The organism is Konateibacter massiliensis, assembly GCF_900184995.1.
Lineage (GTDB): Bacteria > Bacillota > Clostridia > Lachnospirales > Lachnospiraceae > Lachnotalea > Lachnotalea massiliensis.
Genome location: NZ_LT860099.1, coordinates 2,816,770 through 2,838,235, shown reverse-complemented (window position 1 = coordinate 2,838,235; position 21,466 = coordinate 2,816,770). Strand labels below are relative to the sequence as shown.

16 protein-coding genes, 1 rRNA gene and 4 other annotated features are annotated in these 21,466 nt (G+C 41.4%); of the genes, 1 reads left to right on the top strand and 16 read right to left on the bottom strand.

What is annotated here, in order from left to right; translation table 11 throughout:
- Positions 1–24: 24 nt before the first annotated feature.
- Complete coding sequence (locus CTY48_RS18560; protein ID WP_099469934.1) at positions 25–4,281, top strand: 2-hydroxyacyl-CoA dehydratase; 4,257 nt, start codon at positions 25–27, stop codon at positions 4,279–4,281.
- 78 nt (positions 4,282–4,359) lie between these two features.
- Here CTY48_RS18560 and CTY48_RS18555 read toward each other — a convergent pair whose 3' ends face one another.
- The 16 genes from CTY48_RS18555 to CTY48_RS18485 form a co-directional block, all read right to left on the bottom strand.
- Positions 4,360–5,103 carry an ABC transporter permease gene (locus CTY48_RS18555; RefSeq protein WP_099469933.1) on the bottom strand — a complete coding sequence of 248 codons (744 nt, stop codon included), beginning with the start codon at positions 5,101–5,103 and terminating at the stop codon, positions 4,360–4,362.
- Between the two features lies 1 nt (position 5,104).
- On the bottom strand, positions 5,105–5,821 hold the full coding sequence (locus CTY48_RS18550) for an ABC transporter ATP-binding protein (protein ID WP_099469932.1): 717 nt from the start codon (positions 5,819–5,821) through the stop codon (positions 5,105–5,107).
- A gap of 69 nt (positions 5,822–5,890) precedes the next feature.
- Positions 5,891–6,631, bottom strand: a complete 741-nt coding sequence (locus tag CTY48_RS18545) for a MerR family transcriptional regulator (protein ID WP_099469931.1) — start codon at positions 6,629–6,631, stop codon at positions 5,891–5,893.
- A gap of 103 nt (positions 6,632–6,734) precedes the next feature.
- A complete protein-coding gene (locus CTY48_RS18540) occupies positions 6,735–7,409 on the bottom strand; it encodes a uracil-DNA glycosylase (protein WP_099470221.1) in 675 nt (224 codons plus the stop codon).
- 21 nt (positions 7,410–7,430) lie between these two features.
- Entirely contained in the window at positions 7,431–8,192 is a 762-nt protein-coding gene (gene hisF, locus CTY48_RS18535) for an imidazole glycerol phosphate synthase subunit HisF (protein ID WP_099469930.1), read from the bottom strand.
- Positions 8,193–8,813: an imidazole glycerol phosphate synthase subunit HisH gene (gene hisH / locus CTY48_RS18530; protein WP_099469929.1), complete on the bottom strand. Its 621-nt coding sequence runs from the start codon at positions 8,811–8,813 to the stop codon at positions 8,193–8,195.
- Positions 8,814–8,945: 132 nt separating this feature from the next.
- A complete protein-coding gene (locus CTY48_RS18525; RefSeq protein WP_099469928.1) occupies positions 8,946–10,712 on the bottom strand; it encodes a hypothetical protein in 1,767 nt (588 codons plus the stop codon).
- 36 nt (positions 10,713–10,748) lie between these two features.
- Entirely contained in the window at positions 10,749–11,555 is an 807-nt protein-coding gene (locus CTY48_RS18520; protein ID WP_099469927.1) for a hypothetical protein, read from the bottom strand.
- 93 nt (positions 11,556–11,648) lie between these two features.
- On the bottom strand, positions 11,649–12,548 hold the full coding sequence (locus CTY48_RS18515) for a chemotaxis protein (RefSeq protein WP_099469926.1): 900 nt from the start codon (positions 12,546–12,548) through the stop codon (positions 11,649–11,651).
- 170 nt (positions 12,549–12,718) lie between these two features.
- Positions 12,719–12,982 (bottom strand) — a sequence feature (23S ribosomal RNA rRNA prediction is too short).
- Positions 12,983–12,988: 6 nt separating this feature from the next.
- Positions 12,989–13,214 (bottom strand) — a sequence feature (23S ribosomal RNA rRNA prediction is too short).
- A gap of 62 nt (positions 13,215–13,276) precedes the next feature.
- Positions 13,277–13,819: a sequence feature (23S ribosomal RNA rRNA prediction is too short), on the bottom strand.
- Between the two features lie 335 nt (positions 13,820–14,154).
- Positions 14,155–14,272, bottom strand: a 5S ribosomal RNA gene (gene rrf, locus CTY48_RS18510).
- Between the two features lie 385 nt (positions 14,273–14,657).
- Positions 14,658–15,546, bottom strand: a sequence feature (16S ribosomal RNA rRNA prediction is too short).
- Positions 15,547–15,933: 387 nt separating this feature from the next.
- Positions 15,934–16,731, bottom strand: coding sequence for an alpha/beta fold hydrolase (locus tag CTY48_RS18505; RefSeq protein WP_099469925.1), 798 nt, complete (start codon positions 16,729–16,731; stop codon positions 15,934–15,936).
- Between the two features lie 170 nt (positions 16,732–16,901).
- Complete coding sequence (locus CTY48_RS18500; RefSeq protein WP_143452739.1) at positions 16,902–17,534, bottom strand: DedA family protein; 633 nt, start codon at positions 17,532–17,534, stop codon at positions 16,902–16,904.
- A 34-nt stretch (positions 17,535–17,568) separates the two neighbouring features.
- Positions 17,569–18,789, bottom strand: coding sequence for a peptidase T (pepT, locus tag CTY48_RS18495; RefSeq protein WP_099469923.1), 1,221 nt, complete (start codon positions 18,787–18,789; stop codon positions 17,569–17,571).
- 25 nt (positions 18,790–18,814) lie between these two features.
- The gene (locus CTY48_RS18490) at positions 18,815–19,546 is read right to left on the bottom strand and encodes a M48 family metallopeptidase (RefSeq protein WP_180272781.1); all 732 of its coding nucleotides are present in this window, start codon (positions 19,544–19,546) and stop codon (positions 18,815–18,817) included.
- Positions 19,530–20,006, bottom strand: coding sequence for a hypothetical protein (locus tag CTY48_RS19540; RefSeq protein ID WP_143452738.1), 477 nt, complete (start codon positions 20,004–20,006; stop codon positions 19,530–19,532). The genes CTY48_RS18490 and CTY48_RS19540 overlap by 17 nt, the downstream gene beginning before the upstream one ends.
- A gap of 259 nt (positions 20,007–20,265) precedes the next feature.
- The gene (locus CTY48_RS18485; protein WP_099469921.1) at positions 20,266–21,414 is read right to left on the bottom strand and encodes an FprA family A-type flavoprotein; all 1,149 of its coding nucleotides are present in this window, start codon (positions 21,412–21,414) and stop codon (positions 20,266–20,268) included.
- Positions 21,415–21,466: the final 52 nt, after the last annotated feature.

Genomic DNA, 21,466 nt, shown 5'->3' with positions numbered 1-21,466 from the left:
ACAGTATTTTACTGTAAAAATTATATGAAAAATCAATTATTATATCCATTAGGCATTGACATTGGTTCCACCACTGTCAAGATTGCCATTCTTGATGAAAACAAAAACATACTATTTTCTGATTACCGAAGGCACTTTGCCAACATTCAGGAAACTTTGGCTTCTCTTTTAGAGGAGGCTCACAGCCAGTTCGGCGAGCTTTCCCTCTCTCCTGTCATCACAGGCTCCGGCGGTTTAACTCTTTCAAAACACTTAGAAATCCCATTTGTCCAAGAAGTAATTGCCGTTGCATCTGCCTTGCAGGAAGATTCCCCTCAGACTGATGTCGCAATCGAGCTTGGAGGAGAGGATGCCAAAATCATTTACTTTTCCGGCGGCTCTGTGGAACAGAGAATGAACGGAATCTGTGCCGGCGGTACCGGCTCTTTTATCGACCAGATGGCTTCTCTGTTGCAGACAGATGCCACGGGACTTAACGAATATGCCAAGGACTACAAGGCAATCTATCCGATCGCAGCAAGATGCGGTGTATTTGCCAAGTCGGATATTCAGCCTTTAATCAACGAAGGCGCTACAAAAGAGGATTTATCGGCTTCCATTTTTCAGGCGGTTGTAAATCAGACTATAAGCGGACTTGCCTGTGGTAAGCCAATCCGCGGACATATTGCATTCTTAGGCGGTCCTCTTCACTTTTTATCCGAACTTCGTGAAGCATTCATCCGGACCCTGAATCTGGATGAGGACCATATTATAGCACCTGTACATTCCCACCTGTTTGCGGCGGTTGGTTCTGCCCTTCATTCCAAACCGGAGGTTTCTATTTCTTTATCCGAATTAAAGAATAAGCTTAGTTCCAATATTAAGATGGAATTTGAGGTGGAACGTCTGGAGCCTCTTTTCTCCTCTGAGGAGGAATATGCAGAGTTTGAAGCACGCCACAACAGCCACAGTGTGACAACCGGTGATTTGGAGAGCTATACAGGCAAATGCTTTTTAGGAATCGATGCCGGTTCCACAACGACAAAGGTTGCTCTGATTGGCGAGGACGGCTCCCTGCTTTACTCTTTCTACAGCAGTAACAACGGAAGCCCTCTTGCAACGACCATCAAGGCAATCAAGGAAATTTATTCCCGTATCCCGGCTAAGGCTGAGATTGTATATTCCTGCTCGACAGGTTATGGGGAAGCCTTGATTAAAGCGGCATTGATGCTTGATGAGGGAGAGGTGGAAACCGTTTCTCACTACTATGCTGCTGCCTTCTTTGACCCTGAGGTTGACTGTATTTTAGACATCGGCGGTCAGGATATGAAGTGTATCCGCATTAAAAATCAAACGGTAGACAGCGTACAGCTCAATGAGGCATGTTCCGCAGGCTGCGGCTCCTTTATTGAAACCTTTGCAAAGTCCCTGAATTTTACGGTAGAGGATTTTGCAAAAACCGCACTGTTTGCGAAAAACCCGATTGATCTTGGAACCCGCTGTACCGTATTTATGAATTCCAAGGTAAAGCAGGCACAGAAGGAAGGTGCCGGCGTAGATGATATCTCAGCCGGACTTGCTTACTCCGTTATCAAAAATGCTTTATTTAAAGTTATCAAGGTATCAGACCCGAAAGATTTAGGAAAACGAATCGTTGTGCAAGGCGGTACTTTCTATAATGACGCCGTTTTGAGAAGTTTCGAGAAAACATCAAAATGTGAGGCAGTCCGTCCTGATATCGCTGGTATCATGGGAGCATTCGGAGCTGCCTTAATCGCCAGAGAACGCTATGAGCTTTCCGAGACGAAGGAAACTACCATGCTTCCGATCGAAAAAATCTATACTTTGGAATTTGACACAAAAATGGGCCGATGCAGAGGCTGTACAAACAATTGTGTCTTGACCATTAACCGTTTTACCGGAGGACGCCAGTATGTCACAGGAAATCGCTGTGAGCGCGGTATCGGAAAAGAGAAAAACAAGGACAATATTCCGAATTTATTTGAATATAAATATGAGAAGCTCTTCGGTTATCAGCCGCTCTCTCCGGAGGAGGCTGTACGCGGAACCGTTGGTATTCCAAGAGTTTTAAATATGTATGAGAACTACCCGTTCTGGTTTACATTTTTCAATGCCTTAAAGTTTCAGGTTGTTTTATCACCTGACTCTAACCGTAAAATATACGAGCTTGGTATTGAATCCATTCCAAGTGAATCAGAGTGTTATCCTGCAAAACTTGCACACGGACACGTTATGTGGCTGATTAAGCAAGGTGTTGACTTTATTTTTTATCCGTGTATTCCTTATGAAAGAAAGGAATTTGAGGATGCAAACAATCACTACAACTGTCCGATTGTTACCTCCTACGCGGAAAACATCAAAAACAACATTGATGAAATCGTAAGAGGCGAGATTAATTTTAAAAATCCGTTTTTATCTTTCGAAAGCAAGGAAACCATTATTCCTCAGCTTGTAAAATCCTTAGAGAGCTTTAATCTTTCTTATGAAGAAATAAAAGCAGCCGTAGAGCTTGCTTGGAACGAGCAGGAGGCTTCGAGGGAGGATATCAAGCGCAAGGGTGAGGAAACACTGAACTATTTAAAGGAAACAGGAAGACGAGGTATCGTTCTTGCCGGACGCCCTTACCATATTGACCCTGAAATCAACCATGGTATTCCGGAATTGATTAACTCCTACGGCATTGCGGTACTGACAGAGGACTCTATTTCCCATTTAGAGCCGGTTGAACGCCCTCTCCTCGTTATGGATCAATGGATGTACCATTCAAGGCTCTATGGGGCTGCTAACTATGTTAAAATAAGGGATGATTTGGATCTCATTCAGTTGAATTCCTTCGGTTGCGGACTTGATGCCGTTACAATCGATGAAGTCAGCGATATTTTATCAAAATCAGATAAAATATATACTGTTTTAAAAATTGATGAAGTTAATAACTTAGGTGCAGCGCGTATCCGAATTCGTTCTCTCCTTTCAGCTCTTCGTGTGCGTGAGCAAAAGCATTTCAACCGAAATGTAAAATCCTCCGCTTACGACCGAGTTGTCTTTACAGAAGAAATGCGCGAGAATTATACAATACTTTGCCCGCAAATGTCACCGATTCATTTTGAGCTTGTGGAGCCGGCTTTGGTATCCTGCGGCTACAACATTAAACTGCTTGGCAATGACAATAAGTCCTCCGTTGACATAGGACTCAAATATGTAAACAACGATGCCTGCTATCCGTCTCTTATGGTAGTCGGACAGATTATGGACGCTGTTTTATCCGGGGAATACGATTTGGATAAGACTGCCGTTATCATCAGTCAGACCGGCGGTGGCTGCCGTGCTTCTAACTATATCGGCTTCATCCGCCGTGCTTTGGAAAAGGCAGGATATCCTCAGATACCTGTTATCTCCTTAAACTTAAGCGGTTTGGAGGGCAATCCTGGCTTTAAGATTACATATGACATGGTGAAAAAAGGTGTTTTCTCGTTAGTATTCGGTGATTTATTCATGCGCACCTTATACCACATGCGTCCTTACGAGGCGGTTCCTGGCTCTGCCAACGCCATGCATCGCAAGTGGGTTGATATTTGTACGAAATTTGTTTCGGGCAAAAACCCTTCCTACTTTAAATTCAGGCGCCTCTGCCGTGAAATTGTAGCGGACTTTGACAGTCTGCCGATTACAAATGAAGTGAAGCCAAAGGTTGGTATCGTCGGAGAGATTTTAGTTAAGTTCCTCCCTTCCGCCAACAATTATCTTGTAGAATTGTTAGAGTCAGAGGGTGCCGAAGCTGTTGTGCCTGACTTAATCGACTTCTTCCTCTACTGCTTTAAAAACACAGAGTTTAAGGCGAGTGATTTAGGCTTTAAGAAGTCAACTGCCATAAAGGGCAGATTAGGTATCAAAGGTATTGAATTTATTCGTGCTACGGCTTACAAGGCATTGAAGGAAAGCAAGCATTTTTCTCCTCCGTCAGACATCGATGAACTTGCAGAGATGGCTTCCAAATTTGTTTCACTCGGAAACCAGACGGGTGAAGGCTGGTTCTTAACCGGTGAAATGTTAGAGCTGATTCACAGCGGCACAAACAACATCGTGTGTGCGCAGCCGTTTGCCTGCCTGCCAAACCACGTCGTAGGAAAGGGTGTTATCAAGGAAATCAGACACCAGTACCCTCTTTCCAATATCGTTGCCATCGATTACGATCCGGGTGCAAGTGAGGTAAACCAGTTGAACCGAATTAAATTAATGCTTTCTACTGCAAACAAGAATCTTGATTTAGCAAAAGAAGCATAGAATAAATTATCGGAAATAAGTCCAAAAGCTGTTCCCCATATAAATTGGGGGACAGCTTTTTCTTTCTATAAATCTATCTTATTCCCACCGAAAAAACCTAATTGAAATCGTGCCGCAAACAACAGCGAGAACCGTCATAACTAAAATCGGAACTGATGTACCATCCATATCAAGCCCCAGTGAAGCAGCTTTAAGGATTTTTATTCCTTGTGTCAGAGGTAACATATCGGCAACTCTTTGAAGCGTCGCGGGCATAACCTCATATGGCAGTGTTGCTCCGGAAAATAAGAGCATCGGAAAGTATAATAGGCTTGCAATAACACCGGCAATTTTGGTATTGGGAGCTATACCGCCCACCATTATTCCAACGCTGAACATTGATAGCATTACTAAGATATAACCTCCTCCAAAATAAAGCGGTGAGCCTTGAAGCCGATAGTCAAAAGCACTTGCTGCAACGAGATAGAGAAGAAGCAAGGATACAATCGAATAGAATGTATAGATAACAACTTGTACCAGCAAAATCATGGATGGACTAATCGGTGTTACTTTAAATCTCTTCAATATTTTTTTGCTGCGATAGTCTGACACAACTAACGGCAGCCCCATAACACCGCCTGCACAAATTGCAATCGTTGTCAGTGCACCAAAAGACTGTTCCAAAAAGCTATACTCTGCCCCCTCAAAGGCTGGCTTATTCCCATAAATGATACCAAGCATGACCAATGCTGCAAGCGGCATACAAATAGCAAAAATAAACATATCCATTCCTCGCAGAGAAAGCTTCCATTCTGTTTTCAGCATTATAATAAAAGTTCTCATCTTATACCTCCTCATCTGAAAACCAAAGATAAGCGTCCTCCAGTTTATCATAGGGACTTGCATGAATTGCTTCTGGTACAGTACCGCTGAATACGATTTTACCTTGTTTCAAAATGCAAATCTGATCACACAGGGCTTCAATCTCATCCATAAAATGAGAAGTCAACATAATTGTCAATCCTTTTTCTTTTAAATCGGAAAGAATCTTCCAGACACCCCGGCGAGCCTTCGCATCAAGCCCTGTCGTCAATTCATCCAAAAAAATAACCTCTGCATCAGGAATAAGGGCAAGAACAAGAAATAAACGCTGCCTTTGACCTCCTGACAATTCGCACACAGGACTTTTTTGTTTATCAAAAATACCAAATTCGGTTAGTAAATCAACATAGTTTACCGATTTTTGATATAGTGACGCTGTAACCTCGCAAAGCTCTGATACCGTAATTTTTTCCTGATAATTAGCTTCCTGAAATTGAACACCTACCTTTTCAAATAATTTTTTTCGCTCTGTCAGCGGATTCATTCCTAAAATAGTTATTTTTCCGCTGTCTACCTTTTGAATTCCTAACATACACTCCAACGTCGTACTTTTGCCTGCTCCGTTTGCTCCAAGCAGACCAAAAAACATACCGCGCCTTACTGACAAGCTTACATTATCTACCGCAATCAGCTTACCATACGATTTTGTAAGTTCTTCAACCCTAATTACTTCCTGCATCTTACTGCCTCCTTTCTATGATATATAAAAAATACCACCAACAGAAACATTGGTGGTAAAGTGGAGCGTTTATAAAAATTTAGTTTTCATTTTTTCTAACTTATAAATCATTTTCTGTGCATTATTCTCCGCATCACATAAAGAACTAATCAGCTTGTCGCATACTGCGATAATATCCGCATCAGCGTTGGGTGTATTTAGAGCTTTCTTGATATCTGCATTTGGATTTTCAGATAACTGACAAAGCATACGCAAAATAGCCTCTAAAGAATAATTAGCGCATCGCAGTGAACGAATAATCTTTAATATTTGTATATCCTCATCCGTATATACACGATACCCGTTTTGCCTGCGTTTGACAGTCAAAAGACCATTCATTTCCCAATTTCGCAGTGTATCCATAGAAATATTTAGATATTTCGACACTTCTTTTCTCTTAAAAAAATGTGTATTTTCATGGAAACCGTTTAAAACCTGCTCCACAATATAAATCGCTTCTTCTGCGTTCTCGCGTTCTTGTCTGACCTGCTCTAAATATTCCCGTGTAAGCACAAGCGCTGTTTCAAAATCACCTGCTGCCGATTTTTTAACCATTTGAATGATTTTCTTTCGCAGACCATTCTGCAGTACCTCAACTTGAAACGCAAGACGTGCAAGCTGAAATTGCTCCACATGAAAATCCGTAAAAACACGGTAGCCGTTGGACTGCCTTTTAGGCTTTGGTATAAGCTCTAATTCCTCATAAAGCCGTACCGTATTGGGATGTATCCCTATTATTGCTGCAATTTCAGCAGTTTTATAAGAATTCATTGATGCATACCTCCTACTTACATCAAATTTTACCTCAAACAAAAAGTCTGGTGTTATAGTGGAGGGTTTGATTATTCCTATTAATCTCACTAAATTATGATTATTATATATTCTCTATCTGCCAGTCAATTGCCTCCAGCCCATTTGCCTCCAAAAACTGGTTGGCCTTACTAAACGGCTTGCTTCCAAAGAAACCTCTGTATGCCGAGAGGGGACTTGGATGAGGTGCTTCCAAAATAAGATGCTTTGGATTGTTCAGCATTTCCTTTTTGCTCTGTGCCGGCTTTCCCCATAATATATAGACAATCGGTCTGTCCTGCTCATTTAAAATACGGATTGCCGCATCGGTAAACTCCTCCCAGCCGATTCCCCTGTGGGAATTTGCCTGATGAGCCCGCACAGTGAGCACAGTATTCAAGAGCAATACACCCTGCTGCACCCATTTGACCAGATGACCGTTGTTTGGCACATAACAGCCTAAGTCATCATGCAGCTCCTTATAAATGTTTACAAGAGACGGCGGTGTTTCCACCTCCGGTTTCACGGAAAAGCATACTCCATGTGCCTGGCCGTTATCATGGTAAGGGTCCTGTCCCAGAATAACAACCTTTACCTTACTAAGCGGTGTCAAATGAAATGCATTGAAAATATCATCAGGGTCCGGAAAAACCTGACGCGCGTTATATTCTTCCACTATCTTCTTGTGTAAATTTTTATAATATTCTTTTCGAAATTCTCCTTTTAACGGCTCCAGCCAATCATTGTTAATCGGTGGCATCACCTTCACCTCAACTTCCTTTTATAGCCTTATCGGAACATTCTTCTCCCTCAAGTAACGTTTTACCTCGTTTATCTCAAGCTCCTTATAGTGAAACAAGGAGGCTGCCAATGCAGCATCTGCCTTCCCCTCTGTCAATGCCTCATAAAAGTGCTCTTTTGTACCGGCACCTCCTGATGCAATAACCGGAACCGAAACATTTTCCGCAATCAGTCTGGTCAATTCAAGATCATATCCTGCCTTTGTCCCGTCACAGTCCATGCTTGTGAGAAGAATTTCTCCTGCTCCGAGCCTGTCCGCCTGCATTGCCCACTCAATCGCATCGATTCCCATATCAATTCTTCCGCCGTTTTTATATATATTCCAGCCTGAGCCATCCTCTCTTTTTCTGGCATCAATCGCAACTACAACGCACTGGCTTCCGAATTTTTCAGCCGCCTCGCTGATTAAATTGGGGTTGTTGATAGCCGCAGAATTGATAGATATCTTGTCCGCACCTTCACGGAGAAGTACCTTAAAGTCATCCACAGTACGGATTCCTCCGCCCACAGTAAAAGGGATGAAGACTTTTTCTGCCACCCTTCTTACCATGTCAACCACAGTATTCCTTGCATCTGACGTAGCGGTAATATCCAGAAACACCACCTCATCCGCACCGGCTTTATCATACGCCGCCGCTATCTCGACCGGATCACCTGCGTCCTGTAAATTCACAAAATTAACGCCTTTTACAACTCTCGCATTACAAACGTCTAAGCAAGGAATAATTCTCTTTGTATGCATCTACTTTTCCTCCTTATTCAGCTTTGCAAAATTGTTCAGTATTTTAAGCCCTACCGTACTGCTTTTTTCCGGATGGAACTGACACGCAAAAATATTGCCCTGCTCGACAGAAGCATGAATAACCGTGCCGTAATCCGTTGCTGCCTTTACGATAGTCTCATCCTCTGCCTTTAAATAATAGGAATGAACAAAATAGACATACGCTTCGTCCTCGATTCCCTGAAACAGAGTCCCGTTATTCATCAATTTTAGAGAATTCCAGCCAATGTGAGGAACCTTTAAATCCTGCTTATCCGGAATTCTAAGAATTTTCCCTTTTAAAACTCCAAGCCCTTCCACACCGGGACTTTCCTCACTATATTCAAATAATAGCTGTAATCCCAGGCATATTCCCATAAACGGCTTATTCATCGCCGCTATTTCATGAAGCACCTTATCAAGCTCATATTTTTTTAAATTATGCATTGCATCACCAAAGGCTCCTACCCCTGGCAATATCACCTTGTCAGCATGCAGCAAAGCAGCTCTGTCACGGGAAACTATAACCTCTTCTCCCAGAAAATTCAATGCTTTTTCCACGCTCTTTAAATTACCGGCATCGTAGTCAATTATTCCTATCATGTCTTTCCTCCATAATATGAGTTATAGAAACCTTTTTTTATTATAAAACACAATCCTAAAAATTCCTATCCTTATTTGTAGATTTATGAAAAAAGAATGTGCCAAAGCACATTCCTTCTCCCTTAAATCTATTTATTGCTCTATAATACTGTAAATTTGTGCTGAGTATGTTTCCGCATCCTCTGACTCATTTATCACTCTTGCAGTTTCAAGAGATACCTCATATTTTGCACTTAACTCACTTGTGATTTGTTCCAGCATAGTATCGTAATAAGCTGATACACCATACTGCTCAGCCGCCGAATAAAATTCATCATAGTTAGAAACACCCTTTAACAAGGAACTCAGTGCCTCCTGTGTCATTCCAAGACTGTCATAGCTCGTATAAGAATCCCATTGATTTTTTATAAGCATAATGGTCTGAGCCTTATGATAAAGCTCTGTATCTGACTCCTGAATCGTCAGCCCTTGCAGCTCACGATAAGCATTTTCGTAGTCTTCTCTCTCATAATAGTTTTGCGCCGCTGATACACTTATTGTGTATGGAATAAGCTTAGAGCAGATTATGACAAATGCTCCGATTGAGATACATAAAACAAAGATTGCCACAACCTGGCCTTTATGTAATGGCGGCAACGGCTCCTCAATAACCTCCGGCTTTTTCACCTTTTCCTTCTTAGGTTTTTCTTTCTTTGGTTTCTTCTCTTTTTTTTCTTTTTTCTCTTTCTTCGGTTTTTCCTTCTTTTCCTTTTTCGGCTTCTCTTTCGGTGCAGACTCTTCTACATTCTCCCCGTCCGCTTTCGTTTCCTTTTCTTCTTTTCCTTTGAAAACTTTTGAAAATAAGCCGCCTTTTTCCTTCTTTTTATCTTTCACTTCTTCTGCCATTTTTGTTCCCTTTCCATCTGCTAAAAGGAAATCCTCAGTCTCTTCCTCTCCTAGCCAGGCTTCTTCTCCTGAAAGGTCTTCCTCCCCTAGTAGCTTCATTAAATCCTCATCAAATATATTTTTTACATCCGGCTCCTCACTTGCCCCTGTCTCTAAGTCAACGGTTTCTCCGCTATTGTTCAACATGGCAAAAATATCTTCCGCTTCCTCCGGACTGTCATTCGTAACCACTTTCCGGTCTGAATTCTGCAGGATAGCCTCTTCATCCTCCAAATTGCCTAACATTCCCTCGATGCTGTTTAACAATGCTTCCCCATCCTCGGAAGCCTCTGTTATTTCCTCTGCATCTTCAAGCATTTCACCCATTGCGTCGTATTCATTTATAATATCTCTGATTAGATCGTCTTCAGCATCGTCTGTCTCTTCATTCTCGGACGAATCTACATAATTATTATTTACAAATATATCTGCAAGCGGATCGTATTCCTCGTCGTCTGACAAAGCATCCGTCTGAGGCTCTTCCTCTCCGTTGTCGGCAAAGATATCCTCCAGTGGCTCTTCCTCTCCGTTATCTGCAAAGATATCCTCCAGCGGCTCTTCTTCGCCGTTATCTGCAAATACGTCCTCCAGTGGCTCTTCCTCTCCGCCATCTGCAAATACGTCCTCTATCGGTTCTTCTTCTCCGCTATCTGCAAAGATATCCTCCAGTGGTTCTTCCTCTCCATTATCTGCAAATACGTCTTCCAGTGGTTCTTCCTCTCCGGAATCTGCGAAGATGTCCTCCAGTGGTTCTTCCTCTCCGTTATCTACAAATACGTCTACCAATGGTTCTTCCTCTCCGCTATCTGCAAATATATCAACTGACGCATTTCCATTATTTGCAGACATTCCCTCAAGCGGATCTATGACAATTTCTTCCTCTTTGTCAAGCTTCGTTTCTAAAGAACTATCTCTTTTCTCTTCCGTATCAGTAAGAGAATTTAATAAACTGTTTAGGTAGTCCTCTTGTCCCATACCTCTTCCTCCTCATGTTAATTTGAGCTTATACTCCTACTTTATATTTAATAAAAAATCAATTGCATTTTTTTCAATCCGAATTCCCTTATCTGCCAGCTCACTGCTTAACTGACTGTATTTTTCGTTTACTCGAATAAAATCTGCTTTGTTATTGATGAACGCAATTTTCTCAAATGGCCACCTTATTACAGTTGGAAATTGGAAATTTACTCCCAATTCAAGCACGCAAAGCTTTTTGTTTAATGTTCGTGCCGTCCATTCTGTATATTCCTTCCACTTATCCAAATATCCTGTCTCACAATAGTTTTTATTTTCAACACGGTTATAAACTAAATTCTTCCCGCATTTTTTACACTTAGGGCGCTTTATTTCACTTAATTTAACAGATGCACTGCCAATAAGCGAAAGTAGCTCATCATCTATGCTCTCACTGCTTGTGACCTCATCACTGCAATTATTCTGGCATTGATAGTGCATTCTGTTTCCGCATGGATAAACAACTTTTTCTTCTGAAAACCCAGCTCTTTGAAGCAATACATCACCATTCATATTCACAATATAATAGTCCTTATCCCCGACTATATCGAATAAGCTTTTGTAAGCCTCAAGAACCCTGCCATCATCTTTGAAATCCAAAGATGCAAGATAGTACTTTTGGATTGTCTCTAGCAGCCAATCTGTCTCTTCATACTCCTTGGATATTTTTTTCCCAAAATAAGCTTGATACACATCATTCCCCGATAAATCAAGCTTTTCACAAGAAAATTCTTTTCCAATTCCAATTAAAACCTTGTCTGCTTTTTGTATTAATTCAACTATTTCCTGTATCGAGGTTGCCATATAACCTTTTCCTTTTACTTCTTTTTCTTAAATAATTTCACTCAAAAAAGTCCTTATCCCTTTTCTCTCACGAATAAGAACTTTTCTATCTGCTTATTTTGCTAACAGCTTATCAATCTCTGAAACTAAATTCCCAATCTCTGGCTTGGAAAGCTGTGCGTCTGCACCTAACTGCACTCCCTTTCTTCTCATTTCCTCATTGACAAGCGATGAGAATATTACAACCGGAAGGACCGAGAGCTCCGAGTCTGTTTTAATTAATTTAGTTAATCTGTGACCGTCCATCAGCGGCATTTCTATATCGGTGATAACACATTTAACCTTTTGTTCAAAAGTTCCGTCTTTTTTATGCTCTAGCAGCCAATCCCAAGCTTCTTGTCCGTTCCCTGTCACAATCAAATTTTTATATCCTGCTGCCTTCAAGGAATCAGTAATCAGCTTGCTAAGAAGAGGAGAATCTTCTGAAACTAAAATAGGTGCATCATTTCTTTTACGCTCTCCCAGTGCTTCTATCTCTGATGTCTTCAATCCCGTTTCCGGGCTGATATCTGTCACGATTTTTTCAAAATCCAAAATAATAATCAGCTTACTGTCAATTTTAATAATACCAGTTGAGACACCGCTTCCTGCAGTGTTAATTGTAGCATCCGGCTTAATAATATCTGCCCAAGATATTCTATGTATACCAAGCACTGCATCTACATGAAATGCAATGTTCAATTTATTAAAATTCGTAATGATAAATAATCCTGTATCATCTTCATTATAATTCATATTAATTGCTTTTTTTAAGTTAATAACAGAAATCATAGTATCTCTTGGCATAAATACACCTTCAATACATGGATGGGCGTTCGGAACCGGGGTTACTTTCTGAAAAGTTAAAATTTCTCTGATTTTTGCAACATTAATTCCATAATGATTGCCGCCAAGAGTAAATTCTAAGACCTCAAGTTCGTTTGTACCATTCTCTAGTAGTATATTTGTATCCATATCTCTACCTTCCTCTCTATGCATAGCAGCTAAATCTTCTCATATTTGTTTTATTATAGCATAAAAACTCGAAAAGATATATCTGTTTTTATTAACAATTTATAAAAAATTATTTGATAATTTCCCGATAAGTGATATCTGCTTCAAAATAAAACTATTCAAGAAAATTTTCTATAAAACAAAAAAAGCCACGACATAAATCGTGACAATCTGACTGTTAAAGGTTTATACCTTCAAAACTGCNGGGACCTTAGCTGTAGGTCTGGGCTCTTTCCCTTTTGACTACCCAACTTATCTCGTGCAGTCTGACTCCCATACATCATCTATACGGCATTCGGAGTTTGATATTCTTTGGTAAGCTTTGACGCCCCCTAGGAAATTCAGTGCTCTACCTCCGCTAGATTTGTATGAGGCTAGCCCTAAAGCTATTTCGAGGAGAACCAGCTATCTCCGGGTTCGATTGGAATTTCTCCGCTATCCACACCTCATCGCCACCCTTTTCAACGGATGTGCGTTCGGTCCTCCAATGCCTTTTACGGCATCTTCAACCTGGACATGGATAGGTCACCCGGTTTCGGGTCTACTCCTACTGATTTTTGCGCCCTATTAAGACTTGGTTTCCCTTCGGCTCCACACCTTAAGTGCTTAACCTTACCAGTAAGCGTAACTCGCCGGACCGTTCTACAAAAAGTACGCGGTTCACCATATATAGGTGTTCCACAGCTTGTAAACACAGGGTTTCAGGTTCTCTTTCACTCCCCTCCCGGGGTTCTTTTCACCTTTCCTTCACAGTACTATGCGCTATCGGTCACTAAGTAGTATTTAGCCTTGGGGGGTGGTCCCCCCGAATTCCCACAAGGTTTCTCGTGTCTCGTGGTACTTTGGATCCTGCTCGCTCTCTTTGGTTTTCATATACGGGGCTTTCACCCTCTTTGGCTGGCTTTCCCAAAACCATTCTACTAACCTCTAAGTCACTTGTTGCAGTCCATAACCCCAGAGTGCACGCACTCTGGTTTAGGCTCCTTCCATTTCGCTCGCCGCTACTTTGGAAATCGAGTTTTCTTTCTTTTCCTCCGGCTACTTAGATGTTTCAGTTCACCGGGTTCCCTCTGTATGGCTATGTATTCACCATACAGTGACTGGAGTCTGTCCAGCCGGGTTTCCCCATTCAGATATCTCCGGATCGTAGGATATTTGCTCCTCCCCGAAGCTTTTCGCAGCTTATCACGTCTTTCATCGGCTCTTAGTGCCAAGGCATCCGCCCTGTGCTCTTTCTAGCATGACCTCTTCTCCATGCATAGCGTTGCATGAAGCGTGTCTTTGTTTGATTAATTGCTTAATCGTTTTATTTCTTATTCGATGTCTTTAAATATCTTTGGATATTTATTTTCTCTTCTATATACAGTTTTCAAGGTACAAGTCTTTCTGACTGTTTACCAGTCATCAGGCACAAAAAAAATAATCTTCTTTGGTTTTTATGTCTGATCACTAGTAAACTTTGAGCACTTAACGAGGTATTCTCGAGTTTAGTGCAAAAGTTGTTCTTTGCAACTTGGCGAAGTACTTTTGAGCCTAGTGCAATAGAACTTCATTATTCTTTTTTTTAATCTGGCAGCCACCTACTCTCCCACACCGTCACCAGTGTAGTACCATCGGCCGCTTAAGTCTTAACCGTCGTGTTCGGGATGGGTACGGGTGTTTCCCCTAAACGCATCGCCACCAGAAGCTTTGAGCACTTAACGAGGTCCTTTCGAGTTTAGTACGAAAGCTGTTCACTGCAACTTGGTGAGGTCCTCTCGAACCTAGTGCAGGGAACCTTTATGTTTTAAACAAGAACTTCNCTAAAGCTATTTCGAGGAGAACCAGCTATCTCCGGGTTCGATTGGAATTTCTCCGCTATCCACACCTCATCGCCACCCTTTTCAACGGATGTGCGTTCGGTCCTCCAATGCCTTTTACGGCATCTTCAACCTGGACATGGATAGGTCACCCGGTTTCGGGTCTACTCCTACTGATTTTTGCGCCCTATTAAGACTTGGTTTCCCTTCGGCTCCACACCTTAAGTGCTTAACCTTACCAGTAAGCGTAACTCGCCGGACCGTTCTACAAAAAGTACGCGGTTCACCACATATGNGTGGAATACTTATTGCGTTTGCTGCGGCACCGAAAAGCTTTAGCTTCCCGACACCTAGTATTCATCGTTTACGGCGTGGACTACCAGGGTATCTAATCCTGTTTGCTCCCCACGCTTTCGAGCCTCAGTGTCAGTTACAGTCCAGTAAGCCGCCTTCGCCACTGGTGTTCCTCCTAATATCTACGCATTTCACCGCTACACTAGGAATTCCACTTACCTCTCCTGCACTCTAGCTGCACAGTTTCCAATGCAGTCCCGGGGTTAAGCCCCGGGTTTTCACATCAGACTTGCACAGCCACCTACGCTCCCTTTACACCCAGTAAATCCGGATAACGCTTGCCCCCTACGTATTACCGCGGCTGCTGGCACGTAGTTAGCCGGGGCTTCTTAGTCAGGTACCGTCATTTTCTTTCCTGCTGATAGAAGTTTACATACCGAAATACTTCTTCCTTCACGCGGCGTTGCTGCATCAGGGTTTCCCCCATTGTGCAATATTCCCCACTGCTGCCTCCCGTAGGAGTTTGGGCCGTGTCTCAGTCCCAATGTGGCCGTTCACTCTCTCAAGCCGGCTACTGATCGTCGCCTTGGTGGGCCATTACCTCACCAACTAGCTAATCAGACGCGGGTCCATCTTATACCGATAAATCTTTTCCGTCCGTACCATGCGGTACTAGCGGGTTATGCGGTATTAGCAGTCATTTCTAACTGTTATCCCCCTGTATAAGGCAGGTTACCCACGCGTTACTCACCCGTCCGCCACTCAGTCATTTTCTCCTCCGAAGAGTTGAAAATGCTTCGTTCGACTTGCATGTGTTAAGCACGCCGCCAGCGTTCATCCTGAGCCAGGATCAAACTCTCAATAAAAGTTTATATCCTAACGTCAAAAAGCACTAGCTTTGCTATTTTTCCGTTAATTACTGTTTTTTTAGGTTGTATCATTATTGATACTGTTCTGAATTTTTCTCTTGGTTTTCTATTGAAAACCCTTGAATTTTCAGGGTTGAAATTACTGTTTAATTATCAAGGTTCTGTTTGTTTCTTTTGCCGCTCTCACAAGCAACTTACTTAGTTTACCATGCTTGTAATCTTTTGTCAATAACTTTTTTTGTTTTATTTGAAATTATTTGAATTTCTTATTCATTTCAAAAAACTCATCTTATTTTATTAACAATTTGTCTTTTGGCGACAAAGAGTATTCTACCAAATCTGTCGCCTTATGTCAACACAATAATTAAAAAAATATAATAATTATTATAAACCCTCAATAAACCGCGCTATTTCAGCATTCACCTGATCGGGATTATCACCGTTTGCAAAATGAGCGGCACCCTTGATGATATGTAAAGGATAGCCTGTTTTTTCAGCCCATATTTTGCAGTATTGCTTCACTTTTGCTGTCGTATCGTGCTCACCTAGCAATATAAGTACAGGGAATGCAAAATCCATATCCTTATTTTCAACGGCAAATTCACCATATGCAATTCCCATTTGCTGAATAATATCTTCTTTCGTTAATGGCTTTAACATTTCTGTCATTTTCTGATAGGAGTATGCTGTTTTAGAAACTGACTTTGCCATACTTTTTCGCAACATATTATCCGGAAACCATTTTGCTATTGGTCTCACTTGTCTCAGCCACCACAAATCTGTTTTTGAATAGTATGCCACCCCAAACGGCGTCGTATCCAAAGCGATAAATCCTTCCACCATATCAGGATATCTATCAGCAAAGACCTGACTTGGATATCCACCCATGGACATTCCCACCAATACTACTTTTTCAATCTGTTCTTTTTCTAAGATTGTCTTTAGTTCTGCCGCAGTCTGTTTGTATGAAAAATCAGTATAGGGTCTTGATAGACCATGCATAGGAACATCCCATGTAATAACGGTATAGTCTGATGCGAAAAAATCAATCTGCTTTTCAAACATACTGTTATCGGCTGTTAGACCATGGGTAAAAACGATACATCGTGCATTCTTGTTTTCATTGTGATGAATCCAATAGTGGACAGTGCCGTTATCAGAATGAATCTGTTTGTGTACCATAAAATTATCTCCTTTGCTTAAGAACTATTTTGCCGGGTATTCGGCTTCTTCTTCGATAAGAATATAATACCACACCTTCTTGCTTGTTTCTATTATAGAACAAAGAATGTGTATATTAAAAAGAGTATCCAAGTCAAAAGACTCAAATACTCTTCTATGCTGCTCTTTACTTATTCATTTCCGTCTACCTTCGCAAGACGAATACGTTTCTTGATAAAAACCAAAAAGGCAATGCCAAATAACGCGATGATTCCAAGACCTACAACAGAGGTTACCATGCCAACTCTGCCGACAATGGACTCCCAGTTATTTCCTGCCACTGCTCCCAAATCCACTAAAAGCAAATTCCACAGAAGGCTTCCGACGCCGGTGAAAACAGCAAAGAGAATCGGATTCATCTTTGAGGTTCCTGCCGGTAGAGAAATCAAACATCTTAAAACAGGCACACAGCGGCAAATTAAAACAGTATATTTTCCTTTTTTATTAAACCATTCCGTTGATTTGTAGATATCTTCTTTTTTAAAGCCGAGTAGTCTTCCCAGCTTGGTATCAACCAGTCTTGCAAGCCTCTCCTCCGATATAAAACGTCCCACTCCATACAAACCAAAGGAGCCTACAATCGATAATAAAGTAGCACCAATGATAACGGTCACTACATTCATGCTTGTCTGGGTCGTCATAAACCCGGCGAAGGTCAGTACAAGCTCTGATGGTACAAAAGGCAGAATATTTTCTAAAATTACAAAAAACATAATTGCAAAATAGCCATAATCGTTCATGGCTTGAATTATTATCTTATCCATGTTTCCCAAAGTCCTCTCTTCTTACGTGAATAAACTATCTTTTCTCGGAATATATCTTCACCAGATTGTGCAGCACTATCACAACCTTTTCCATTCCCTCTACGGTAATGTGCTCATAGATTCCGTGAAAAGCATTTCCGCCTGTACCCAAATTCGGGCATGGCAGACCTTTAAAGCTCAAGGTTGCGCCATCTGTGCCTCCTCTGATCGGCTTAATATTCGGTGTCAGTCCGGCTTCCTCGATTGCCCTCTTAGCGTTTTCAATCAGATGGTAGTTCTGATCTATAATTTCAGACATGTTTTTGTAACCATCTTTGTAAGTGAGAGTGACGGTATTTTCTCCATATCTCTCATTCAGCGTCTTTTCGATGCGCTCTAACGTCACCTTCTGTGCTTTAAAGCATGCTGCGTCGTGGTGACGAACAATGTACTCAAGTCTGGCATTCTGGGTATCACCCTTCATTTCAATCAAGTGATAAAAACCTTCATAACCATCTGTCAGCTCCGGCACCTCTGCCTCCGGAAGCATAGACTGTATTCTACAGGCAAGTCCTGCTGCATTTACCATAATTCCTTTTGCCGTTCCCGGGTGAATATCAACACCCTTAATATCAAATATTGCGGAAGCCGCATTAAAGTTTTCATACTCCAATCCGCCCTCTAAGTCACCGTCAAGTGTATATGCGTATGCTGCTCCAAAGCTTTCCACATCAAACCATGCTGCTCCTCGTCCGATTTCCTCATCCGGTGTAAATGCCACACAAATTTTTCCGTGAGGTTCTCCTGACTGAAGCAATTCTTCACAGAGAGTCATAATCTCCGCAATACCTGCCTTGTCATCTGCTCCGAGAATCGTCGTTCCGTCTGTGGTGATAAGCGTTCTTCCTGCATAATCTTTCAATTCGGTATACAAATCCGCGGATAAAATTTTTCCGCTCTTACCTAATTCAATATCCTTTCCGTCATAATTTGCAATCACCTGTGGATTTACGATCGCATTTTCATCACCTACCGTATCCATATGGGCAACAAAACCAATTGGTGTTGCCTCCTCATAGCCTTGGCTTGCCTCTATGCTCGCCATAACATTTCCGTTTTCATCAATCCTTGCATCGTGAAGCCCTAATTCTATCAGCTCCTTCTTAAGCTTTTCTGCCAATATAAGCTGACGGCTCGTACTTGGACGAGTTTCACTGTTTTCGTCCGAAACCGTATTAATTTTTACATATTCTATAAAACGTTCTTCTACTTTCATAAGAATCTCCTTTTCTCTTTCACGCTTATAACATTTCCAGTCTGAATGTATTTCGCTTAATCCAATTTTCTCTTTCTTTATAATCCGGCAAAATCGAGGCAACGCTGTCCCAATAACTCCGGGAATGATTCAAATACTTTAAATGGCACATTTCATGTACCACGATATAATCAGACATTTTATCCGGCATTAAAATAATTCTCCAGTTAAAATTCAAATTCCCCTGGCTGCTGCAGCTTCCCCATCTCTTCTTCTGGCTTTTGATTCTCACATCACCAATCGGTTTCTTGATAAGGGGGCTGTAAAAGCTTATCCTCTCCAAGACAAATTCTCTTGCCTGCTCTTTGTACCACAAAAGAAGCAATTCCTTCGGCTCCTTCTTTTCTCCGGCTTTCCTGATAATTGTTATCTCCTCGGCTCCCAGTATAATTTGGGACTTGGAGATGGAATACATTTTCTGCACCCTCAATGTATATTCTTTTCCCCGAAAAAGAATTTCATCCCCGTCTTTGTATTGTTTTTCAGTCGAAGGTACGATATGCTTGGGCATTTCATTTAATTTTGTCAAAATCCAGTCTGCTTTTGACTTTACCAGACGTTCAAGCTCACGGTCTGAAATCTGCCTGGGAGCCCTTACAATTACCTCTCTCGTAGGGCGAACAGATATAGCAATGCTCCTTCGGTCACTTCTTATTGTTTTATATTGAATCACTTGCGATTTGTGCTCTATCACATCCATTTTATCTATTGTTCCCACTTCCTCGCCTTGTAAATACCGGATATTTTCGATTATAGTTTCCCCAAACGGTACAAGGGTGCTTACAAAAATAGTAGGTACTAAACAATATTTCTTTTGCATTTAATTCCGCTGTCAAATGCAATAACTCATCCTCCAAGGAAAGAAATACCATATCCTGCAAAACCTCATATTTTTCCAATACAGAAAGGGAAGACGCACTCAATCCAGACTTTACTCTGTCCCTCTCCTCTTGATTTAAGCTTCCATAATAAAAGTCCGCATAAGAATATTCCATGCCGTTTGAGTCTCTCAGCCGTTTTATCTCCGTCAAAAGCTCCTCTTCTGTTCCTTCAAGCATAGAGTGTTCATACAGTTCAAAGCCTTCTTGAATGCTGTCAAAGTAAATGCCGCCAAGAAAAATCAGTTGTTCTTTTGTTATTCCTTTAGATAATTCCATCTTTTCTTTGCTCTGCTTCAAGGCAAAACCTCCTTCCTGATGATATGGGCAATTTACAGAAACTTCCTAATATATAAGAAAGTTTGAGTTTTGCTCACACTTCGCGCCTGAGCGAGTTGCGAAGCAACATCATCCATTCCGCGAGGTGCGCATAAATAGTTTTTATATCATAAGAAATTACAAAGGAATCCATACCTGCTTTACGCCGATACGGATTCTCTAAATATCACTATTTTTCAAACAAGATAAAGCCGTAAACCGCTTCACTTGTCATGAATAATTAAAATTGTTCCACCAATTCCTTCATCTGTTTTCTGTTTTCTTCACTCATAGTAGATTTAATAAGGATGCTTGGTTCAACAAGTTCAATATCCTTCATCGTGGAAACGATTTCCTTCATCGCTTTTCCTGCTGTCGGTGCCCATGAACCATTTTCAATGATGGCAACCTTACGCTTCTGATAGTTCTTGTGGTGAAGACGCTGTAAAAACTCTTGCATGCAAGGGAATACACTTGCATCGTAGGAGGATGCTGCTAGTACCATTTTGCTGTACTGGAACGCATATGCAAGTGCCTGCGAGCGGTCAACTCTTGCGAGGTCAACTGCAACAACCTTCTCGCCCTTTTCCTCCAGCATTTTTGCTAGTTCTTCGGCGGCGGCGGCGGTATTTCCGTAGATGGAAGCATATGCAACCAACACACCTTCCTCCTCCGGCTCATATTTACTCCAAGTATCATATTTGCCGATATAATAACTTAAATTTTCTTTCAAAACGGGTCCGTGAAGGGAGCATATCATGGCAAGGTCCAGATTCGCCGCCTTTTTCAAAAGTGCCTGAACCGGAGCGCCGTATTTTCCTACAATGTTAAGATAATAACGTCTTGCCTCATCCACCCAGTCATCTTCTATATCCAGTGTTCCGAATTTTCCAAAAGCATCCGCTGAGAATAATATCTTTTCACTCTGCTCATAAGTAACCATAACCTCCGGCCAATGAACCATCGGCGCCATGAAAAACTGTAAGGTGTGGCTTCCCAGTTCCAATGTATCGCCCTCTTTTACCTCCAATTTTCGGTCTGATAAATCTAAATCAAAAAATTGAGAAATAAGCTGAAACGTTTTTGCATTTCCGACAATCTTTAACTTCGGATATTTTTCTACAAGGTTTTGAATGTTTGCCGCATGATCCGGCTCCATATGAGATACAATGAGATAGTCTGCACCTCTTCCTGCCAGTGCCTCTTCAATGTTTTCAAGCCATTCTTTTGTCTTCCTTTTATCTATCGTATCCAATACTGCAATTTTTTCATCTATGATAACATATGAATTATAAGAGATTCCATTCGGAACTTTGTATTGTCCTTCAAACAAATCCAAATCCTTATCATCGCAGCCTACATATAAAATTGATTCTGTAATTTTATTCACTTCCTGTCACTCCTATTACTTATTCATCATAATCTAACTTGTACCAACTTAT

What these genes read in the sequence shown, in the direction of transcription:
- pepT (WP_099469923.1), bottom strand. Translation starts at nt 18,789, where the DNA reads ATGAAAGTAGAAGAACGTTTTATAGAATATGTAAAAATTAATACGGTT.
- CTY48_RS18500 (WP_143452739.1), bottom strand. Translation starts at nt 17,534, where the DNA reads ATGGATAAGATAATAATTCAAGCCATGAACGATTATGGCTATTTTGCA.
- CTY48_RS18545 (WP_099469931.1), bottom strand. Translation starts at nt 6,631, where the DNA reads ATGAATTCTTATAAAACTGCTGAAATTGCAGCAATAATAGGGATACAT.
- hisH (WP_099469929.1), bottom strand. Translation starts at nt 8,813, where the DNA reads ATGATAGGAATAATTGACTACGATGCCGGTAATTTAAAGAGCGTGGAA.
- CTY48_RS18515 (WP_099469926.1), bottom strand. Translation starts at nt 12,548, where the DNA reads ATGGATACAAATATACTACTAGAGAATGGTACAAACGAACTTGAGGTC.
- CTY48_RS18525 (WP_099469928.1), bottom strand. Translation starts at nt 10,712, where the DNA reads ATGGGACAAGAGGACTACCTAAACAGTTTATTAAATTCTCTTACTGAT.
- CTY48_RS18550 (WP_099469932.1), bottom strand. Translation starts at nt 5,821, where the DNA reads ATGCAGGAAGTAATTAGGGTTGAAGAACTTACAAAATCGTATGGTAAG.
- CTY48_RS18505 (WP_099469925.1), bottom strand. Translation starts at nt 16,731, where the DNA reads ATGGTACACAAACAGATTCATTCTGATAACGGCACTGTCCACTATTGG.
- CTY48_RS18540 (WP_099470221.1), bottom strand. Translation starts at nt 7,409, where the DNA reads ATGCCACCGATTAACAATGATTGGCTGGAGCCGTTAAAAGGAGAATTT.
- CTY48_RS18555 (WP_099469933.1), bottom strand. Translation starts at nt 5,103, where the DNA reads ATGAGAACTTTTATTATAATGCTGAAAACAGAATGGAAGCTTTCTCTG.
- CTY48_RS18520 (WP_099469927.1), bottom strand. Translation starts at nt 11,555, where the DNA reads ATGGCAACCTCGATACAGGAAATAGTTGAATTAATACAAAAAGCAGAC.
- hisF (WP_099469930.1), bottom strand. Translation starts at nt 8,192, where the DNA reads ATGCATACAAAGAGAATTATTCCTTGCTTAGACGTTTGTAATGCGAGA.
- CTY48_RS18560 (WP_099469934.1), top strand. Translation starts at nt 25, where the DNA reads ATGAAAAATCAATTATTATATCCATTAGGCATTGACATTGGTTCCACC.